We start from the raw sequence: 16,223 nt of genomic DNA on the forward strand, positions 1-16,223 counted from the left end.
GCCAGACGCATGACAGTTCAGTGACAGTCGCGTGACGAGGTCAGGCGCCGAGGAAGTGCCGGCGATAGCGTGGCGGGAGATCGTCGATGCGCATGAGCATCGGCAGGTCGGCGGTGTTGAAGTCGGGGTCCCAGGCCGGGGCGCCGAGGAGTTTGGCGCCCAGCCGCAGATAGCCGCGCACCAGCGCGGGCGGTTCCACGTCAAGCGAGCTATCGAGCCGCTCGATCGGCAGTGGCAGGCGCGGCTGCACGTGGTGCTGGATCGGTGCCATGTGCGTGGCCGACAGCTGGCGCCAGATGCTGGCCGCAGCGTTGCCGCCCGGCAGGCCGTTGTGCTGCATCGGGATGCTGGCGCAGCCGATCATCGTGTCGAGCTTGTTCTGCCGCATGAAGCCCGCCAGCGCACCCCAGAGTGCGAGGATCACGCCGCCCTGCCGATGCTCGGCATGCACGCAGCTGCGCCCGAGCTCGACCATGCGCGAGCGCAGCGAGCGCAGGCGCGTGAGGTCGAATTCGGTGTCGCTGTAAGTGCCGCCGACGCGCCGGGCCTGTGCCGGCGTGAGCACGCGGTAGGTGCCGATCACGGTTTGCGTGGCTTCGTCGCGCACCAGCAGGTGCTCGCAGAAATCGTCGAACAGGTCGATGTCGTGCCCGGCGAGCGGTGTGTTGAGCCTCGCGCCCATCTCGACAGCAAAAACCTGGTAGCGCAGCCGCTGCGCCGCGCGCACCTCGTCCTGGTGACGTGCCCATTGGACGGACAGTCCGCTCGCGACGGGCGGCGGCGCAACGACCGGGGCAACGGGAGCAACGAGCGGTGTGGTGCGCGGCCAGAGCGCCGATCGCAAACCCAGTTGCGAGATCGGAAAGGTCGGGTTGGGAAGTTCGTTCATCACTGCGAGCCCTCTGTTGCGTGTGGTCGCAAAGAAGTGTGTGGGTCTCACGTGAAAAGGCCGTGTCAACGCCGCGGCAATCGCATGACGGTGCGCCCCGGGTCAGCCGGTTGTCGCCGTCACACCGCCGTCACGCAGTGCGGGCAGCATGACGCGCGGTCAGCCTGGCAGCGCGCTCACCTGCACCGACAGATCGAACAGCTTGGCCTTGCCGGCGTAGTAGCGATCGATGCGCCATTCCTTCAGGATTTCGATCGCGAGTTCGAAATTCTTGAGGTCGAGTTTGTAGAGCTCGGTGACGCTGAACGCACCTTCGGATTCCAGCGCGAGCACAAGTTGGGCGAGGGTGCGCGACGAGTCGCTCACCGGGTTGGCGCTGATGATTTTTCGGGCGGTCTTGATCGCGTTCATAGAGGGTTTTCTCCAAGGGACAAACGTCGGATTCTGGACTTTCTGAGATGACAAATTTATGACAATGTCCTTTCTGCGGATACACCCCGGCGAGCGCTTCAACGGATACACGCATTGGCTCGGTCTGGCGCTCGCCCTGTGCGGTGCAGTGCTGCTCGCCGGCCGGGTCGAGCCGACCGGCTGCAACGCCGGTGCGGCCGGGGCGCTGGTGTTCGCGCTCAGCGCGGTGGCGCTCTATGGCGCCTCTGCGCTGTTTCACTCCACGAGCGGACACGCGAAGCGCTTCTGGGCGCGCGCCGACCACTGCGCCATCTACCTCCTGATCGCCGGCACCTGCACGCCTTTCGTGCTGATCGGGCTGTCCGGCTGGACCGCGGTCGTGCTGCTCACCACGGTCTGGGGCCTGGCCTTGTTTGGCATCGGTCGCGAACTGCGGCCGAGGGGCGACGCGGCGCCGTCGTTGCGGCTGTATGTCGGCATGGGCTGGCTCTGTGTGTGCGTGGCGGCGCCGCTCGCGGCCACGCTCGACGGCGCGGCACTCGCCGGGCTGGTCGCAGGCGCCGCGGTCTACAGCGCGGGCACGGTCTTCTATCGCAACCGCCGGGGCTGGGCGCATGCGCACGGCGTATGGCACCTGTTCGTCCTGGGCGGCACGATGACGCACTACGCCACAGTGCTGCGCCTGGTCCTGTAACGTGGGCGCCCCTGCTGCGCTGCCCTTCCTTTTCGGGTTTTTCATGGCCACGGAAAGACCTGTCGAGGTCGAGACCCGACGCGACCAGATGTTTGCGACGCTCACCGAAAGCGAGGTCGCACGCATTCGCCGTTTCGGCAACGTTCAGCATTGCGCGCGAGGCAGTTGCCTCTTCAAGGCACGCGATCGGGGGCCGGGCATGTTCGTGGTGCCGAAAGGCGTTGCCGCGATCGGCCAGATCGGACACGATGGCCCGGCGCGCAACGTGTTTCTCTTCTTGGGATCCGAGCCCGAAACCGGTTGACGGCGCCGCTGCAGTCGCACGGGTCCACCAATACCTTTCGGGGCATGCAGTCCGTCGCGTGAACGCTATGCTGGCCGACCACCCATCACCCTGAAAGCCCAACCATGCTGTCTCCCGTCATCGATGTCTATTCGTGGGCCACGCCCAACGGGCACAAGGTGCACATCATGTTGGAAGAGTGTCGCTTGGCGTACGCCGCGCACCCGGTGAACATCGGCACCGGCGACCAGTTCGCGCCTGCCTTCCTCAAGATCAGCCCGAACAACAAGATCCCGGCGATCACGGACCCGGACGGTCAGGGCGGCAAGCCGATATCGCTTTTCGAATCGGGCGCCATCCTGGTCTACCTCGCAGGCAAGACCGGCCAGTTCATGCCGCGCGACGACCGCGGTCGGTACGACGTATTGCAGTGGCTCATGTTCCAGATGGGTGGTGTCGGCCCGATGCTGGGGCAGGCACATCATTTTCGTCTCTACGCACCGGAAAAAATCCAGTACGCGATCGATCGTTACAGCAATGAAGCCAAGCGTATCTACGGTGTGATCGACAAGCGCCTTGCAGAGAGCAAGTTCATTGCGGGCAAGCAATATTCCATCGCCGACATCGCCATTTTCCCGTGGCTGCGCAGCTGGGAAAATCAAGGCATCGAGCTCACCGACTACCCTCATTTGAAGGCGTGGTTCGACACCGTGTCGGCACGGCCTGCGGTGCAACGCGGCGTGAAAGTGCTGGCCGATCTGCGCAAGCCGATCACCGACAACAAGGCTCGCGAAATACTTTTCGGCAAGACGCAGTACGACAAACGCTGAGCGCGCCTTTTCACAGGTTAGAATCGAAGGCTTGTCGGGGTGTAGCGCAGCCTGGTAGCGCATCTGGTTTGGGACCAGAGGGTCGAAGGTTCGAATCCTTTCGCCCCGACCATCATTTTTTCGGACGGCCACAGCACCATGGCCTGTCCACTCTGAAGCCCTTTCGTCTGTCCGTAGCTCAGTTGGATAGAGCACCTGCCTTCTAAGCAGGTTGTCGGGGGTTCGATCCCCTCCGGACAGGCCAACTCCAGTCTCTAACCGTTTCGGTTTCCGCTAACTTTGCACGGTCTCGCCCTGTCGAAGATCACTGTTCAGACGTACAGTGCCCCATGCCAGAAGCCGAATACTTCACTTTCACCCTGCCGCGCGACCCATGGCGCAAGAAGCCCGGCCCGTCGCCATTCAAGATGACCCGCGAGGAAGCCCAGCATCGCTACCCGGGCGCTGTGGCGATTGAATCAACCCGGGAAGTTCGGCAGATTGGCGATGGGGAGCCGTTCCAGGGCGGTCAGCCGTATGGGCAGTAGGATTGCGCCATGATCACCACCGAAGACCTCGACCCCGTTGGACCGCGCGATCCGCGCAAGGTGTTCCTTGCCCTGGCTGTGAAGCACGGCCTCACGCCGCTCGATCAAGCTGGAATGTCCGATGCGCTGTGGGCGTACACCATGGACGTGGTGGACAAGTGCGCGACGCTGGTGGAGCCGTATGGGGACAGCGAGGCTGGCGGGAATGCAGCTGAGGCGATCCGCGCCGAGCTCTACGACTGAATTACCTCTGCGCCTGTTCGGCGATCTTGCGCACCGCGTCGCCCGATCGCTTCGATCCGGCCGATGACCCCAGCCAGTAGTTGCACACCTGCCCGAAGGCGAGCGACAGCGCGCCGAACATCACGTTCAGCAGCTGGAACGCATTGGCGGGCAGATCGGCCTGGACGATGAACAGCCGGTAGATGCAGAAGAAGTAGCCGACGACGATCAGGGTGGACACGACCGGCGCACCGAACGCGATCCCTGACCCGCTCTTCGTGAGGTCGACGGTCTGCTGCCGGGCGCTCTTCGTGTCGTCGATGTAGGCGGCCTCGCGCGCCTGGTCGACCTTCGCCATCTCCACTTCGAAGTCTTTCTCGGCACTGCGCAGCGCGACGATCTGCTCGCCGCTGAGCGTGCCCGACGAAAGCGCGTCTTCAACGTCCTGCGCAGATGCGTCTGGCCGGCCGAGCACCTTGTCGGCAATGATCTTCACCGCGGCGCCAGCGAGGGGGCCGCCGAGTGCGTTTGCGAGGCCAGGAGCCACGGCGCCGATGGTGGCACGCCAGTCGAAGTCAGCCATGGTCATGCCTCCAGTCGCAACAGGTTGCCGGCGATGCGGCGTGCCCACCCGCGGCCGAAACTGGGCCAGGTGGGCAGGTCGGCCATGAACTGCAAGCGTTGACCATTGAAATGGGCGGCGATCATCGGGCCCGCCGCGCGCGCCGCTCCGATCGTTTGAGCCCCGATCACGCCGTCAGCCGTGGTGCCGACCGCGCGCTGCAACCACTTCACGGCCTGACCGACACCCGAGTTCACCGCAGCGTCGAAGACCTCGAAGCGCACCGCCTCGGGCAGTTGGTCGGCTTGCACGGCATCCCAATACTGCTTGCGATAGATGGCCTTCGCGGTGTCGCGCGGCAGGTCACGCATCGAGCCGGCGTAGCCAGCTGCGCGCGCCACGGCGATTGTCACGCCCCAGTTGGTCTGGCCGCCAGGGTCTTTCGGGTTGTCGACGAATCCGCCCTCGTGGCCCAGCAAGCGATCGAAAGCTTCGTTGAAGTCCATGGTCAGTCCTTCCAAGGTTGCAGGGAGCGCCACCACGCCAGTGCCTTCGCACGTGCGCGGCCGATGAAGAGGTCGAATCGCTGGCGCGCGGTCAGGGGCTCGATCGGCATCACGTCGGTGGCTTCGTCGGGCGCCACGTCGCCAGCCCAGGCACGCGCACTGCACAGCAGGATCACGACCATTGCGTAGACCACCGCGACAGTGCCGAGGCCCGGCCACTCACCGATGAAGGGCAGCATTGGGATGCCGAAGCCGATCGCGGCCCACACCGCGTACTCAAAGACGACGCGAAACAGCGTGTGCTTCGGCATGGCGTTGAGCCGGCAGCAGGCGATGAAGAAGATGCCCGCGCAGCCCGGCCAGGTCATCACAGCGAGCAGCATGGTCTCGTTCCATTGGCTCATGGCGTGTCTCCTTTCCCGCGCGCGAGGTCGATCGTGCGGAAGATGAAGCGCACGACGGCGCGCAGCAGCTTCGGCCAGTCATCGCCGACTGCGCCCACGATTAGGGCGACCGGCGTGATGAGCACCCGCTCGGTGACGCTGCTGTAGTAGCTGCTCCCCATGCTCGCCAAGCTCACAGTGATGAGCACCGCCAAGCCGGCCACGCGCAGGAAATACCAGACCGCGATCAGCCGCGTGGTCTTGTCCCGACGCTTGAGCGCGAAGGACGCTCCGATCACCGACGCCAGCACGATGACGATGTAGGGGCCGACCACCGCCGCCACGTCGGGTGCGTAGAAAAGGCCGGCGAGGAAGATGCCGAACCCGACGGCATCAGTGACCGCGCGGTCGTTCATGTTGCCCATCCCGGCCCTTAGAGCTTGAAGCACCCGAGAAGGGCGATCGTGTTGGGCGCCGATTCCCCTGTGATCGTCGGGGTGAAATTGCCCGAGTAGCCGATCCGGATCGTCCCCGCGCCCGGCGCGGTCTTGCTGAACGTCGAACTACCCACTGAAGATTGCACCTCCGACCGAAAGCGGGCTGGCTTGAGCCATCGTTCCAGAGGTAGCCACTCCCGCCGCCATCCCATCCGATCGGAAGTTTGTGCTGGTGGTCCTGGGTGGTCGTCGCGTACTTCGTGCCACTGACAAACGAGGTTCCTGCGACGCGCGGCACGCGGGTCGCGCATGTCGAACACGGTCAGCCGTTTGTTCGCCGCCCAGTCAATAGCAGCGCTTGCGCCGCGCACGCTCGCCGCGCCGGCAGATGTGAGGATCGGCAGTAAGGCGTCTGTGTTTCCGCCCACCAAGCGGTGTAAAGGTCGAGCGTGTCGACGTTCGCGCGCGTGGCGCCGCTGCCGATGTTGCCGATGGTGCCGCCATTCGCCGCAACCCAGCCGGCAGGGGCGGCCGCGCGCATGACGAGCTTGAAATCTCCAGTAGTGGCCAGCGGAGCGGTGAACCCCACGTTGTCGCGCAGCTGGGCGATGAACGACGCCAGCAAGTTCATGTTGTTGTCGATCGTCGCGGGCGCGTCGACGGCCCCGTCGGCTGCGTTGGCGCCAGCCGTTTGGCTGAGCGCCGCGAGATTTGAGTAGAGGGGCATGGTGAGCCTTTAGAATTTGTGGATGAACTGGAACTTCGACCCGATCACGCTGGGCTGGCTCGCATCGGTGGCGGTGGTGGCGGTCATCCAGTCATTCCGCCGAAAGTAGGCCGCCGCTCATCGCGAGGCCGGGCAACAGAAGTGGGTTGCTCACCGGGCGCGCTGCCGGCGCAGCCAGCAAACCAGGCAGCACCTTCTGCGCGGCGCGCTGGCTCACACTGAGATTGATGCCCTGCAGCGGATCGATGATTGCGGCGCGGCCGAATGGGATCTTTCCGGCGATGCCGTTGAGCATGTCCATACCCCGACCGAGCAGGAGCGCCCCGCTGTTGCTGTTGTTCACTGCCGAGCCGATCGGTTGCGACTGCATCAGGCTCGCCACGCGGCCCGCGGCCTTGAACTGCGCCACTTCCTCGGGCGAGAAGAACAGCCGCAGCTTGTCGTCGCCGATATTCTTGAGCGCGGCGTTCAGCGCCGATTGCGACACCTTCCCGGTCTCGTCGGCCGAGCCGCTCAGGGCCTGCTTCTTGATGTGCGTGGCCAGGGCGTCGCGAATCGTCGCCATCCCTTGCGGCCCAACCTCTTGCGCGACAGAGCGCGCGTCGTTGAGCGTGCCGTTCAGGATGAAGGACTGCGCGAGCTTTTCCGGGTCCGCGGTGCGCGCGTCGCCGAGCGCGGTGCGCACGAGGGGCGTGCTCTCGGCGTAGCCATACTTGGCAGCCGTCGCGCGGCGCGCGGTGTCGATCGCGTTGATCGCCGAAGCCGGCTGCCCGTCAGCCTGACGCATGGCAGACGCGAGGCCCGCGGTCACCGGCGCGGTGCCGAAGTCGATGCCACCCGGGTTCGTGATCGGCCGCATCGGCGCCGAGTCGAGGCCCTTGATCGCCGCGCGCGCCGCCGCCGCTTCGTTGCCGCCCTTCGCGAGCTCGCCCGAGAGCAGCGAGCGCAGGTTCTTGTAATGCTGAGGGGTGAACGGCTGCGCGCCGGTCTGGAACGCACCCATGTAGTCGGTGACCTGCTTCGGCAGGTAGCCGGTCAGCGCTTCGTCGGAGACGCTGGCCATCGCGGCGTGCAGCGGTTCGTTCGAGATCGGCGCTTTGTAGCCCGGCATCGCCTTTGCAGCGTCCCACGCGGTCTGTTCGGCGTTCTGCAGGCCGCCGTAGGTGCCGGCGATGCGATCGCGCACGACCTGCCCGGCGGCGATCGGCGCCGTTTCGGTGCGGCCGCCCAGGTCGTTGAGCCGCCCGATCAGCGTCGAGTTGTTCCGGTTCTGCATCAGCGGCAAGCCGTGCAGTTCGCCGTCGGCGCTGTTGGCCGCCATCTTTGCGAGGTTCTGTTCGCGCGTGATCTGCACCGGGTTCTGCGACAGCATCCCGCGCGTCGGCGTTGCGCCCACAGTGCGGAAGTCGGCGAGGCGGGACACAGCGGCCGGGTCGAGATCCTTGCCGGCCTGAAGCGACGATGCGAGCTCGGCGCGCAGCGACTGACGAACCTGCGCCGGCAACTGGTTGTAATCGGTGCCGGCCTGCTGCAGCACCGACGTGAGCTTGATGTCGAGATCCTCGGGAGACATGGGGCGCAGACTGCCCAGCATGCCGCGGCCGGATGCCAGGATGCTTGCGCCTACGCTCGGCACAGCAGCCCCCGCCACGCCGCCGAGCAATGCCGCGCCCGCCTGTTGCCACTGGCCGCCGCCGGCTTCACGCGATGCGCCACCGGCCAAGCCCGCGCCGGCCGCGCCGGCCAGTTGCTGGGCAGGATTCGCAGCGAGGCCGCGCAAGAGATTTGCGCCGGTCGTGGTGGCAGCGCCAGCCGCAGAGCCCGCGGCGCCGGCCATGCCGCCCGCACCGGCCACCAGCCGGGATGCGTCGCCGATCACGCGCTCCGTCGAGTTCTGCGGCGATGGCAGGCCCATAGCGTCGGCCGCCTGCGTTGCGAGTGCACCCAGCGGCTTCGTGCGGCCCGTCATGCCGGTGAGGCGGTCGGTGATGTAGCGCAGGGGTTCGGTGACGACCTGGGCGGTGTTCGCGATGCCTTCCATGCCGTAGCGTGCGGTGAGCCCGAGCTGGCGGGGCACGTCGTTGAGCGCGCGACCGGCGGAGACTGCGGTCGACGGTGCGGTCGCGGCTGGAGCCTCGCCACCCGCGATCTGCCCCTGCAGCATCTGGAACGCCTGTTCCTGCGTAGCGCCCTCGGGCGCGCCCACTTCGTAGCTCTTGCCGTCTGGTGCGGTGAATTCGAAGGTTGGCATCACTTCACCTTCACAGACCAGCCCGAAGGCAGCGGGGCAAAAGTGCCCGACGCACCGCCAGAGCTTTCAGCGGGGCCGCCGTTCAAGTTGGCGTACTTGCCTTGCAGCCGCTTCACTTCCTGTGCCGCGGCCAGGCGCTGCGCAACCGGGATCGAACGATCTGCCGCGCGGCCTGCCTGCAGCTTGTATTCGAGGCGGTCGCCGTCGGACTGCGGGCCTTCCATGCGCGGCACGTTGTTCACCAGATCGCCGGCCACGATGTCGAGCTGCGCCGAAATCTCTGCGCCCTTGTTGCTCTGGCCGACGAGGTTCATGCCCTTGTCCAGCAGCTCGCCGACGCCGCTGGCGGTCGGACCCTGTTTGAGCAGCGTGATGGCGCGGTCGGCGGCGGCGATCATCTGACCCGCCGACTTCACCTTCTTCTGTCCTTCGGTGTCGCGCACCACATCGGCGGCGGCAGTGCCTTCGGCGGTCTTCATCTGCGCGGCCTGCTGCGCTTTCTCGGCCGGCGAGAACTCGAGGCCGCCACCAGACACACCAGCAGTGGCCGGTGCCGCAGCCGGCAGGCGGCCGATGACCGGCGCAGCAGGGGCAGCGGCGCCGCCGTACCGAGCCAGCTGGTCGGTGGTCGTGGCGATGTGCTCCTGCAGCATCGACCGGTCTTGCGGCGTCAGGAACTTGGCCTTTGCTGGGTCTACGAGGTCGCGCTGTGCCGCAGCAATTTCGCGGCGCGCGGCGTCCGGGTTGAAACCCATGTCGGTGCGCGTGCCAGCGGCCATCGCGGCTTCCGAAGTGTTCGTCGGGCCGGCGCGGCCGATCAGCGGTGCAGGCGTTGCGCCACCGGCGGGCGGTGCAAGGCCGATCTCCTGCGCTTGCGACTGGCCGCCCATGCGGCCGCCATCCATGATGGTCGGGCGTCCAGGGGTAGCCTGCGCCCGGATGAGCGCGTCCTGCGCGGCATATGCGCCGGCCGTTCCCAGCGCGCCCTGCGGCGCCTGGATGCGCACGCCACCGGGGGCGGAGGGGTCAGGCAGCACCAGCGTGCTGACGCCGTTCGCGGACTGCTTCAGGCCCGGCAGGAAACCGGGCTGCACGCGGTTCGCGTCGTAGGCATAGCCGTCGTTCGTCTTCATGTCCGGCCGGCCAGCCTTGAAGAGCATGTCGGCGATGCCCTTGCCGCCGTTGCTCATGTAATCGGCGACCAGCGCGTCGGCCGGAATGTTGAACTGCTTTGACCACTCGGCGAACTTGCCCTGCGGCGGCGGCGGATCGTTCGGACCCTTGCCGACGGCGGCGTGCAGCACCGCACCAGGTGCGACGGGCTCGCCTGCGGTGGGCGATGCGCCAGCACCAGGTGCACCAGCAGCGACCGGCGCCGTGGCCCCTGCCCCGCCCATGTAGTACTGGTCCATCTGCTGCTGCCGCGCGAGCGCCGCGCTGCGTTGCGCCGCCTGCGACTTGTTCTCGTCGACCTGCGATTGCAGCAACGAGTTCTGCAGGCGCTGGTGCTTGTTCGCCGCCACGTTGCCGACGCCGCGCGCGAGCGATGCGCCAAAGCCGGCCGCGTTCGGGTCGGTGGTTGGGCCGCCCGCTGCGAGCAGGCCGAGACCGAGCGCCGCTTCGTCGGAGGACAAAAAATCGAGGAGTGAGGCCATGTCGTTTCCTTACCAGGCGGGGCCGCCGCCACCGCTGCCATCAGATGCGGCCGAGCCGCCCGTGCTGCCGTTGCCGCCGTCGGCCGCACCGAAGCCTCCGTAGCCACCGCCGAGCAGGCCGCCACCAACTGAAGCGCCGCGGCCGTACTTGTTCATCGGGTCGGCGCCGCCGTAGGCGAAGTACTCCGACATGTCCTTGTAGGCTTGCGTGCCCGGCTTTGGCATGTCCATGCCGTACTTAAACGACCCGTAGGAACCCACGCTGTCCCATGGCGTTTCTGGGGTCTTCGGGAACATCTGCGCCATCAAAGCTTCGGCGTCGCCGCCGGTGTTGTTCCAGTTGGAAACGATCGGGCGGTTGTCGCCTTGCTGCGTGAACTTCGGCGCCTCTGGCTCCAACTGCTTGATCGAGGTCGCCTCTGCGACTGGTGCTTGCGCGCTCAACAGGCCGAGCAGCCCGCCACTCCCGCCGCCACCGGTGCCATTCCCGGCACCGTTGAAGTTGTAGGCGTTGGGCTTGGCGAGCGGCGCCAGCTTGTTGTAGCCAAGCGGCTGGTTGCTGATCTGGCCAAGCAAGTCGGGCACCAGCGCGCGCGCGTACTGGCTCAGGCCGTAGCTGTTGTCATACGCCGCGGTCTGCCGAGCACTGAACGGGTTCTTCTGATACTGGTTCTGCAGGTTCTGGCCCTGCTCGATGTTGGACATCAGCCACGGCGTGGCGGGAGCCCAAGGCGTCTTGGTCTGCGTCTGCTGCTGCGCGCCGGCGCCGCCGTTCTTGTCGCTGCTCAGTGCCGAGCCGACCAGGCCGACGGCCGCGCCGCCCACTGCTGCCCAGCTCACGATTGCACCTCGAGTGCGGATTCGATGCGTGCCATGTCGGCCTCCGTTTGCTTGGTGAAGTTGAGGTAGTCGGCCGGCGTCTGCGCGATGAACTGCGCTTCGATGCGGGCGAGATCGGTTTCGGTGGTGTTGTGGAAGCAGGTCCAGACCGCGTCTTCCAGCACAACCGCCACGCGGCGCGCGCCAGGCGGGGCGACGATGTGGAATCCAGCCGAGACCTCGCGCACGGTGCCGTCGTCGAGGTAGAGCGCCATGCGGCCCTTCGAGAGGATCGACAGGTTCTCGAATTTGTGCACCTTGCTCGTCACGAGCGTGCCCTTCGGCGCGCGCATTTCCCGCGCGTAGATGCCGGGCGCGTAGTGGTGATGGGTCGTGATGCCAGCGGCGGCCGGGTCTGCGTTGCCAGCGGCGCGCATGGCCTCTTCGAGCGCGTCGATCCTGGCGTCGCGGTCGGGACCGCCGAGCGACAGCACAGGAGCATCAGGGACTGCGTACAGCGTGCTCATGCCCACCAGCTCCCGCTTCCGCCACCGCTGCCACTCGCTGGGGCGCTACCGGAGGAACCGCCTCCGCCCCCGTTCCACCAGTTCATCGCCGACTGACCAAGCTGCGCGCCGCCGAGCGCCGACGTGACAGGATTGCTGGTGGTGCCGACCGTGCCGCTGCTCGTGGTCGACCCGAACCCGTTGGCAATCCCGTTCGATGCGTTCTGAAACTGATTCCAGTAGTTGAGCGGCGTGTTCTGCTGCGAGGTGCTGTTGTTCACATCGGCCGCGTTGTAGCCGCCGAGCGTGCCCACCAGACCCATGCCGACCTGCAGATTGTTCATGTTCTGCGTGTACGCATCGTTGTAGACGTTGCGGTCGAAAGTCTGCTCGTACTGGCGCGAGTTCTCGTTGAGATTGTTCTGCCACTGGTACATGCCCTGCTGCTGCGTGTAGTCGTTGAACCGCAGCTTCGACGACATGTCGCCCAGATTGCCCTGCAGCTGGTTCTGAGACGCACGGGTCATCTCGTCCACGCCAGAGTTGCCGAATGAACCACTGCGCAGCATCGCCGCGTTCATCGCAGGCGCCGCGGTCTGGTTGTAGTTCTGCACCATGTCCTTCGACGACGAGTCGATGATCTGCTGCAGGTACGGGTTGTTGCCGCCCAGAAAGGGGTTGCCGAGTCCGAAATTTGAAAGGTCTGCCATGTGGGCTCCAGCGCTTCGCAGCGTTTGGTGAGGGGGTTAGGTTCCGGTGAGCTCCCGGCACTGCACGAACGTTCCGGGCGTACCCGAGACGACGCACCGCCAGCCGGCGATCGTGTATTGGTTGCCGACCGTGCCAAGCACCGCCGGCGCGCTGTTGCGCACGAAGTCGCCGCGCGCCCACGACCCGGTGGTCGGCGCCGAGATCGCGGCGTTGTCGATCGCGACCAGCCGGCCATCGGCGAGCTGGTTCACTTTCATCGACACGGCTTGCAGGATCGCCTGCATCTGCTGCACGAGCGACCGCTCGAAGGCGGTGGTCGGGTTGGACGGCAGCGCCGGTTTTTCAAGCAGCCTCATCGCCCGCCCACCTGTTTCAGCGGCAAGTCGTAGCCGGTCTCCTGGTGGTCGCCCGTGAAGTCGAAGCGCACGCGGTGATAGCGCGCGCTCTGGTAGAGGTCGAACTTCCCTTCGTTGCGCGGGCACACCGCGCCGGCGACGAGCGGCTCGCCCTCGTTCATGGCGTAGAAGCCGGTGGCGTTCGCACTGTCAGGCACGCGCGAGAAGCGCACACGCGCCTGCTCGATCATGGTCACGGCTGCGTCGTCGCCGATGTCGCTGGTGGTGAAACTGGACGCGCCCGTGGCGCCGTTCATTGCGACCAGCTGGTTCGAGGCGTTGAAGTAGGAAGGCGTCTGGCCGCCCGAGGCCCAGTACTGCGAGTCGAAAGGGATGTTCGGCAGCGCGTCGATGGTCGCGGCATAGGCGTTCAGGCCGTCGATGGTCACGCCCGGCGCGATGTAGTTCAGCGGAGCCTGGATCACGACGTCGGAGACGCCCCATTCCTTCTTGCCGACGTGATAGACCAGGCACGCATCGCATGCACCGGTCGACGTCAGCGACGGATAGTTCACGCGCACCAGGTTGTTCTGCTTGTCGTAGACCACCTTGGTGCGGTAGCGGTAGGTCGGGCTGGAGTTGTCGAGGAACCACTGCCGCGTGACGCCATCGCCGACAGGCTCGGGCCGCGTGCCGTCGAAGATCCAGAAGTTGTCGTTGCCGACGATGAAGTGCCGGCCGCCGATGTCGCAGACCGCTTCTTGGCCCACCGCACCGGCCTCGCCGCCGGGAACGAGGTTCCACTGCCAGACCACACCGCCGGCGCCCGCGAACACGCCGAGGAAGATCGCGCGCTGCTTGTAGGCAACCACGTAGTCGCCCAGCGTCTGCGCGGCCTGGATGGCGCCCTCGATCGCGATCAAGCGGCCGGTCTGCGCGGAGGTGGCGACGCTCGGCGTCCAGTTGGTCTGATCGCTCTGCGCGCAGCACCACCAGCGATCGGGGGACGGGCCGTAGGTGCCCTCGTTCGTGCTGAACGCGATCACGAAGTTGTTCGAGGCGCTGACGACGATCTTTGCCTTCGGCGCGCCTGCGATGGCGGCGAACGCGCCCGATGCGCTGCTCTGCATGGGGTCGGCGAGGTTTGTAGCGACGGTGGTGTCGCCGAACTGCGCGAAGCTCCAGCGCGATTCACTCGATCCGGTATAGGCGACGCCACCCGCGCTGCGATCGGTCCAGGCGGCCGACAGCAGCTCATAGAGGCGCGTCTGTGTGCCAGCGAACACCCGGCGCGAGCCATCAAGGCGCGTAGCCACCACGGCGCCACGAGCTTCGGCGGCCAGCGCAGGAGCATTCACCGCCACCGGTGACGGCGCGCCCTTGTAGCCCGCAGCAAACGGGATGACGTTCGAACACGCGGTCAGGATGCCGGGCGTGGTCGGATCGCTGTCTGGCGAAAACCCCCGGATCGGATTCATGGTCATCGCGGTCGCTGCCTCAGGCTGGCGCCGCTCGACATGGCGCGCTGGTCGGCGCTTTCCATCTCGCGGATCGCCTTGTCGAGCAGCACACCGTAGCGCGCCGCCTCTTCCGGGTTCTTGACGAAAATGTAGGCTTCGACCAGCGCGGCGTAGAGGTAGACGCTCGGCGCCTTCGTGAGCAGCCAGTTCGTCGGCGTGATCGCCAGCGCGGCCGCACGCGCGTAGTAGCGGGCCGAAAACGCCGTCGAGGCGCCAACGGTCTGCCCATAGATGAAGGTGCGCCCCTCGATCGAATAGACGTTCGGGCGGCCCGGTGCGGTCAGGTCGGCCAGCTGATCGGCCGCCATGTAGTCGAGCCGCATGTACCCGGCGGTCGTGATGCGCTTGAACTCGAGGAAATCGGCCGGCAACGCCACGCTGTTGGCGCCGTTGGGCACGGTGAGGGTCAGCGTGGTGATCATGTCGCTCACGCGCAGGTCGCGCCAAATGCGTTCCTCACCGAGCGCGATGAAGTCGGGGATGCGGCTCGTCACCAGCGCATCGCCACGCGCGAGCCAGCCCTGAACGCTGGTCTGCAGATCGGTGTAGGTCGCGAGCGGCATATCAGTGCTTCTTCAGGTAGGGCGAATAGCTCACGAACTGCGGGTGCTCGCGGAAGAAGCGCTGGATCGCCTGATTGCGCTGGTCGCGGTCGGTGATCGCCGCGATCGCTGGGTAGTACAGGGCCGGGATGTGGCCGACAAGGCGTCCTTCGCCCCAGTTCTTGCCCTCAGTGGCCTCGCGCATCTGCTGGACGTGGGCCAGCACGGGCTCCATGTCCTGCGTGCGCTGCGTGATGAGGTCTTGACCCTCGAAATGCAACGTGGTGCCGACCGCAGACGTGTGGTCGGGCGCTTTTTCGACAAAGCTGACGTTCTCGGAAAAGCCGTTTTCTTTTTGCATGGTGTGTCCAATGAAGAAAGGGCCCCCGAAGGGGCCCCGAGGTCATCAGCCGCCGGTCAGGTCGGCGATCTTGAACTGGCAGTTCTCGGAAGTGACACGCACGGTCGCATCGACGATCACTTGCGCCTTCGTGTTGTCGCCGGTGTTGCCCAGCTCGTCGGCGAAGAACGGCCGCAGGTAGGCGATGTCGATGTAGTCGGGGTTCAGGCCGAACACCATCGTCGAGCCGGCCATGATGTAGTGAGGCACGACTTCGAGGTTGCCGAAGTCGGACACGTACACATCCGCGCCGCCGATGATCTTGGCCTGGCTGGTGTCCTTGCCCTTGCCGCGATTTCGACGCGGTTCACGGCGATGCCTGCAAAGCTGGAGAACACGCCCTTGTGGTTCGGCGACATGTAGACGGCGGGCGGGATCATGCCGCTGGCGATGTAGGCGGCCTGATTGGCAGCCTTGATCAGCGCTTCAGTCAGCGCGCGGCCGGTGCCTGCCGTCGGTGCCGTGGTCGGTGCGCCGCTGGTGTGCGCAACGGTCGAGCCGCCGGCGCCGTGCTGCGCGTTCGAGTAGAGCAGCACACCCAGGCCGCCCGACTTCGATGCGACGCCGCCGGAACCTGCGATGGCCGCATTGGCCGAGACGACCATGGCTTCCATGTCGCGCTGCAGTTCCTTGTACGCCTTGGCCTTGTTGTAGGCCATCGCGGACTTCATGCCGGCCTTCTTGACCTTCTCGGCACGGCCCGACACGCTGATGGTGTCTTGGAAGATCTGGCACACGTTGGCTACGCGCTGCGGCGGGGTCTTCGCGCTGGCGGTGGCGTCGTCGCCGTCGAGGGCCGCGTTGTCCTTGTTGGGGGCGCGCAGGCTGTCACGTTGCCACTCGTGGTACGTGTTCTCGGCGGTGGCCTTGCCGGCGGCCGAGATGATCGGCGTGCTCTCCGGGTTGGTCATCGTGATCTTGTCGATCAGGTCTTCACGGACGTTGGTGTTCGCCGTGAAGCGGGTGTAGGTATTTGCGGGGACGGCCATGATGTGGCTCCTTCAGGTGTTCGA

Annotated in this window: 23 protein-coding genes and 2 tRNA genes; 7 read left to right on the forward strand and 18 right to left on the reverse strand. The window is 66.2% G+C overall.

The window, feature by feature from the left end:
• Window positions 1-40 precede the first annotated feature (40 nt).
• Window positions 41-889: a GNAT family N-acetyltransferase gene (locus tag AX767_RS00195; RefSeq protein ID WP_068627826.1), complete on the reverse strand. Its 849-nt coding sequence runs from the start codon at window positions 887-889 to the stop codon at window positions 41-43.
• A 159-nt stretch (window positions 890-1,048) separates the two neighbouring features.
• On the reverse strand, window positions 1,049-1,300 hold the full coding sequence (locus AX767_RS00200; protein ID WP_068627827.1) for a hypothetical protein: 252 nt from the start codon (window positions 1,298-1,300) through the stop codon (window positions 1,049-1,051).
• A 79-nt stretch (window positions 1,301-1,379) separates the two neighbouring features.
• Between AX767_RS00200 and trhA the strand changes: the two genes are divergently transcribed.
• From trhA to AX767_RS00235, 7 genes are all read left to right on the forward strand, one after another.
• On the forward strand, window positions 1,380-1,994 hold the full coding sequence (gene trhA, locus AX767_RS00205) for a PAQR family membrane homeostasis protein TrhA (protein WP_068633203.1): 615 nt from the start codon (window positions 1,380-1,382) through the stop codon (window positions 1,992-1,994).
• A gap of 43 nt (window positions 1,995-2,037) precedes the next feature.
• On the forward strand, window positions 2,038-2,298 hold the full coding sequence (locus AX767_RS00210) for a hypothetical protein (RefSeq protein WP_156480901.1): 261 nt from the start codon (window positions 2,038-2,040) through the stop codon (window positions 2,296-2,298).
• A gap of 104 nt (window positions 2,299-2,402) precedes the next feature.
• Window positions 2,403-3,107 (forward strand): glutathione binding-like protein, encoded by a 705-nt coding sequence (locus AX767_RS00215; protein ID WP_068627829.1) that lies wholly within the window; start codon window positions 2,403-2,405, stop codon window positions 3,105-3,107.
• Window positions 3,108-3,142: 35 nt separating this feature from the next.
• Window positions 3,143-3,219 (forward strand) — tRNA-Pro (locus tag AX767_RS00220).
• Between the two features lie 55 nt (window positions 3,220-3,274).
• Window positions 3,275-3,351 (forward strand) — tRNA-Arg (locus AX767_RS00225).
• Window positions 3,352-3,436: 85 nt separating this feature from the next.
• Window positions 3,437-3,634 carry a hypothetical protein gene (locus tag AX767_RS00230; RefSeq protein WP_068627830.1) on the forward strand — a complete coding sequence of 66 codons (198 nt, stop codon included), beginning with the start codon at window positions 3,437-3,439 and terminating at the stop codon, window positions 3,632-3,634.
• Window positions 3,635-3,643: 9 nt separating this feature from the next.
• Window positions 3,644-3,877: a hypothetical protein gene (locus AX767_RS00235; protein WP_068627831.1), complete on the forward strand. Its 234-nt coding sequence runs from the start codon at window positions 3,644-3,646 to the stop codon at window positions 3,875-3,877.
• A gap of 1 nt (window position 3,878) precedes the next feature.
• Here AX767_RS00235 and AX767_RS00240 read toward each other — a convergent pair whose 3' ends face one another.
• The 16 genes from AX767_RS00240 to AX767_RS00315 form a co-directional block, all read right to left on the reverse strand.
• Window positions 3,879-4,439 carry a hypothetical protein gene (locus AX767_RS00240; protein ID WP_156480902.1) on the reverse strand — a complete coding sequence of 187 codons (561 nt, stop codon included), beginning with the start codon at window positions 4,437-4,439 and terminating at the stop codon, window positions 3,879-3,881.
• Window positions 4,440-4,441: 2 nt separating this feature from the next.
• Window positions 4,442-4,924: a glycoside hydrolase family 108 protein gene (locus AX767_RS00245; protein ID WP_068627833.1), complete on the reverse strand. Its 483-nt coding sequence runs from the start codon at window positions 4,922-4,924 to the stop codon at window positions 4,442-4,444.
• 2 nt (window positions 4,925-4,926) lie between these two features.
• Window positions 4,927-5,328: a hypothetical protein gene (locus AX767_RS00250; protein WP_068627834.1), complete on the reverse strand. Its 402-nt coding sequence runs from the start codon at window positions 5,326-5,328 to the stop codon at window positions 4,927-4,929.
• The gene (locus AX767_RS00255; RefSeq protein ID WP_156480903.1) at window positions 5,325-5,723 is read right to left on the reverse strand and encodes a hypothetical protein; all 399 of its coding nucleotides are present in this window, start codon (window positions 5,721-5,723) and stop codon (window positions 5,325-5,327) included. Before AX767_RS00255 ends, AX767_RS00250 begins: the two co-directional genes overlap by 4 nt.
• 343 nt (window positions 5,724-6,066) lie before the next feature.
• Window positions 6,067-6,471 (reverse strand): hypothetical protein, encoded by a 405-nt coding sequence (locus tag AX767_RS00260; protein WP_068627836.1) that lies wholly within the window; start codon window positions 6,469-6,471, stop codon window positions 6,067-6,069.
• A gap of 91 nt (window positions 6,472-6,562) precedes the next feature.
• On the reverse strand, window positions 6,563-8,722 hold the full coding sequence (locus tag AX767_RS00265; RefSeq protein ID WP_068627837.1) for a hypothetical protein: 2,160 nt from the start codon (window positions 8,720-8,722) through the stop codon (window positions 6,563-6,565).
• The gene (locus AX767_RS00270) at window positions 8,722-10,377 is read right to left on the reverse strand and encodes a hypothetical protein (RefSeq protein ID WP_068627838.1); all 1,656 of its coding nucleotides are present in this window, start codon (window positions 10,375-10,377) and stop codon (window positions 8,722-8,724) included. The genes AX767_RS00265 and AX767_RS00270 overlap by 1 nt, the downstream gene beginning before the upstream one ends.
• A gap of 9 nt (window positions 10,378-10,386) precedes the next feature.
• Window positions 10,387-11,217: a hypothetical protein gene (locus AX767_RS00275; protein WP_068627839.1), complete on the reverse strand. Its 831-nt coding sequence runs from the start codon at window positions 11,215-11,217 to the stop codon at window positions 10,387-10,389.
• Window positions 11,214-11,723, reverse strand: coding sequence for a hypothetical protein (locus tag AX767_RS00280; protein ID WP_156480904.1), 510 nt, complete (start codon window positions 11,721-11,723; stop codon window positions 11,214-11,216). The genes AX767_RS00275 and AX767_RS00280 overlap by 4 nt, the downstream gene beginning before the upstream one ends.
• A complete protein-coding gene (locus tag AX767_RS00285; RefSeq protein WP_068627841.1) occupies window positions 11,720-12,412 on the reverse strand; it encodes a hypothetical protein in 693 nt (230 codons plus the stop codon). The genes AX767_RS00280 and AX767_RS00285 overlap by 4 nt, the downstream gene beginning before the upstream one ends.
• A gap of 36 nt (window positions 12,413-12,448) precedes the next feature.
• Window positions 12,449-12,769 (reverse strand): hypothetical protein, encoded by a 321-nt coding sequence (locus tag AX767_RS00290; RefSeq protein ID WP_068627842.1) that lies wholly within the window; start codon window positions 12,767-12,769, stop codon window positions 12,449-12,451.
• Window positions 12,766-14,232: a hypothetical protein gene (locus AX767_RS00295; protein WP_068627843.1), complete on the reverse strand. Its 1,467-nt coding sequence runs from the start codon at window positions 14,230-14,232 to the stop codon at window positions 12,766-12,768. Before AX767_RS00295 ends, AX767_RS00290 begins: the two co-directional genes overlap by 4 nt.
• The gene (locus AX767_RS00300) at window positions 14,229-14,831 is read right to left on the reverse strand and encodes a phage adaptor protein (RefSeq protein ID WP_068627844.1); all 603 of its coding nucleotides are present in this window, start codon (window positions 14,829-14,831) and stop codon (window positions 14,229-14,231) included. The genes AX767_RS00295 and AX767_RS00300 overlap by 4 nt, the downstream gene beginning before the upstream one ends.
• A 1-nt stretch (window position 14,832) precedes the next feature.
• Entirely contained in the window at window positions 14,833-15,171 is a 339-nt protein-coding gene (locus AX767_RS00305; RefSeq protein ID WP_068627845.1) for a hypothetical protein, read from the reverse strand.
• A gap of 45 nt (window positions 15,172-15,216) precedes the next feature.
• Window positions 15,217-15,453, reverse strand: a complete 237-nt coding sequence (locus AX767_RS00310; protein WP_335338839.1) for an SU10 major capsid protein — start codon at window positions 15,451-15,453, stop codon at window positions 15,217-15,219.
• Window positions 15,375-16,199 carry an SU10 major capsid protein gene (locus AX767_RS00315; protein WP_068627847.1) on the reverse strand — a complete coding sequence of 275 codons (825 nt, stop codon included), beginning with the start codon at window positions 16,197-16,199 and terminating at the stop codon, window positions 15,375-15,377. The genes AX767_RS00310 and AX767_RS00315 overlap by 79 nt, the downstream gene beginning before the upstream one ends.
• Window positions 16,200-16,223: the final 24 nt, after the last annotated feature.

This window comes from Variovorax sp. PAMC 28711, assembly GCF_001577265.1.
GTDB lineage: Bacteria > Pseudomonadota > Gammaproteobacteria > Burkholderiales > Burkholderiaceae_C > Variovorax.

Excerpts from the sequence above, each read along its gene's own strand:
- AX767_RS00195 (WP_068627826.1), bottom strand. The coding sequence starts at position 889 with ATGAACGAACTTCCCAACCCGACCTTTCCGATCTCGCAACTGGGTTTG.
- AX767_RS00200 (WP_068627827.1), bottom strand. The coding sequence starts at position 1,300 with ATGAACGCGATCAAGACCGCCCGAAAAATCATCAGCGCCAACCCGGTG.
- AX767_RS00210 (WP_156480901.1), top strand. The coding sequence starts at position 2,038 with ATGGCCACGGAAAGACCTGTCGAGGTCGAGACCCGACGCGACCAGATG.
- AX767_RS00215 (WP_068627829.1), top strand. The coding sequence starts at position 2,403 with ATGCTGTCTCCCGTCATCGATGTCTATTCGTGGGCCACGCCCAACGGG.
- AX767_RS00230 (WP_068627830.1), top strand. The coding sequence starts at position 3,437 with ATGCCAGAAGCCGAATACTTCACTTTCACCCTGCCGCGCGACCCATGG.
- AX767_RS00235 (WP_068627831.1), top strand. The coding sequence starts at position 3,644 with ATGATCACCACCGAAGACCTCGACCCCGTTGGACCGCGCGATCCGCGC.
- AX767_RS00240 (WP_156480902.1), bottom strand. The coding sequence starts at position 4,439 with ATGGCTGACTTCGACTGGCGTGCCACCATCGGCGCCGTGGCTCCTGGC.
- AX767_RS00245 (WP_068627833.1), bottom strand. The coding sequence starts at position 4,924 with ATGGACTTCAACGAAGCTTTCGATCGCTTGCTGGGCCACGAGGGCGGA.
- AX767_RS00250 (WP_068627834.1), bottom strand. The coding sequence starts at position 5,328 with ATGAGCCAATGGAACGAGACCATGCTGCTCGCTGTGATGACCTGGCCG.
- AX767_RS00255 (WP_156480903.1), bottom strand. The coding sequence starts at position 5,723 with ATGAACGACCGCGCGGTCACTGATGCCGTCGGGTTCGGCATCTTCCTC.
- AX767_RS00260 (WP_068627836.1), bottom strand. The coding sequence starts at position 6,471 with ATGCCCCTCTACTCAAATCTCGCGGCGCTCAGCCAAACGGCTGGCGCC.
- AX767_RS00265 (WP_068627837.1), bottom strand. The coding sequence starts at position 8,722 with ATGCCAACCTTCGAATTCACCGCACCAGACGGCAAGAGCTACGAAGTG.
- AX767_RS00270 (WP_068627838.1), bottom strand. The coding sequence starts at position 10,377 with ATGGCCTCACTCCTCGATTTTTTGTCCTCCGACGAAGCGGCGCTCGGT.
- AX767_RS00280 (WP_156480904.1), bottom strand. The coding sequence starts at position 11,723 with ATGAGCACGCTGTACGCAGTCCCTGATGCTCCTGTGCTGTCGCTCGGC.
- AX767_RS00285 (WP_068627841.1), bottom strand. The coding sequence starts at position 12,412 with ATGGCAGACCTTTCAAATTTCGGACTCGGCAACCCCTTTCTGGGCGGC.
- AX767_RS00290 (WP_068627842.1), bottom strand. The coding sequence starts at position 12,769 with ATGAGGCTGCTTGAAAAACCGGCGCTGCCGTCCAACCCGACCACCGCC.
- AX767_RS00295 (WP_068627843.1), bottom strand. The coding sequence starts at position 14,232 with ATGACCATGAATCCGATCCGGGGGTTTTCGCCAGACAGCGATCCGACC.
- AX767_RS00300 (WP_068627844.1), bottom strand. The coding sequence starts at position 14,831 with ATGCCGCTCGCGACCTACACCGATCTGCAGACCAGCGTTCAGGGCTGG.
- AX767_RS00305 (WP_068627845.1), bottom strand. The coding sequence starts at position 15,171 with ATGCAAAAAGAAAACGGCTTTTCCGAGAACGTCAGCTTTGTCGAAAAA.
- AX767_RS00315 (WP_068627847.1), bottom strand. The coding sequence starts at position 16,199 with ATGGCCGTCCCCGCAAATACCTACACCCGCTTCACGGCGAACACCAAC.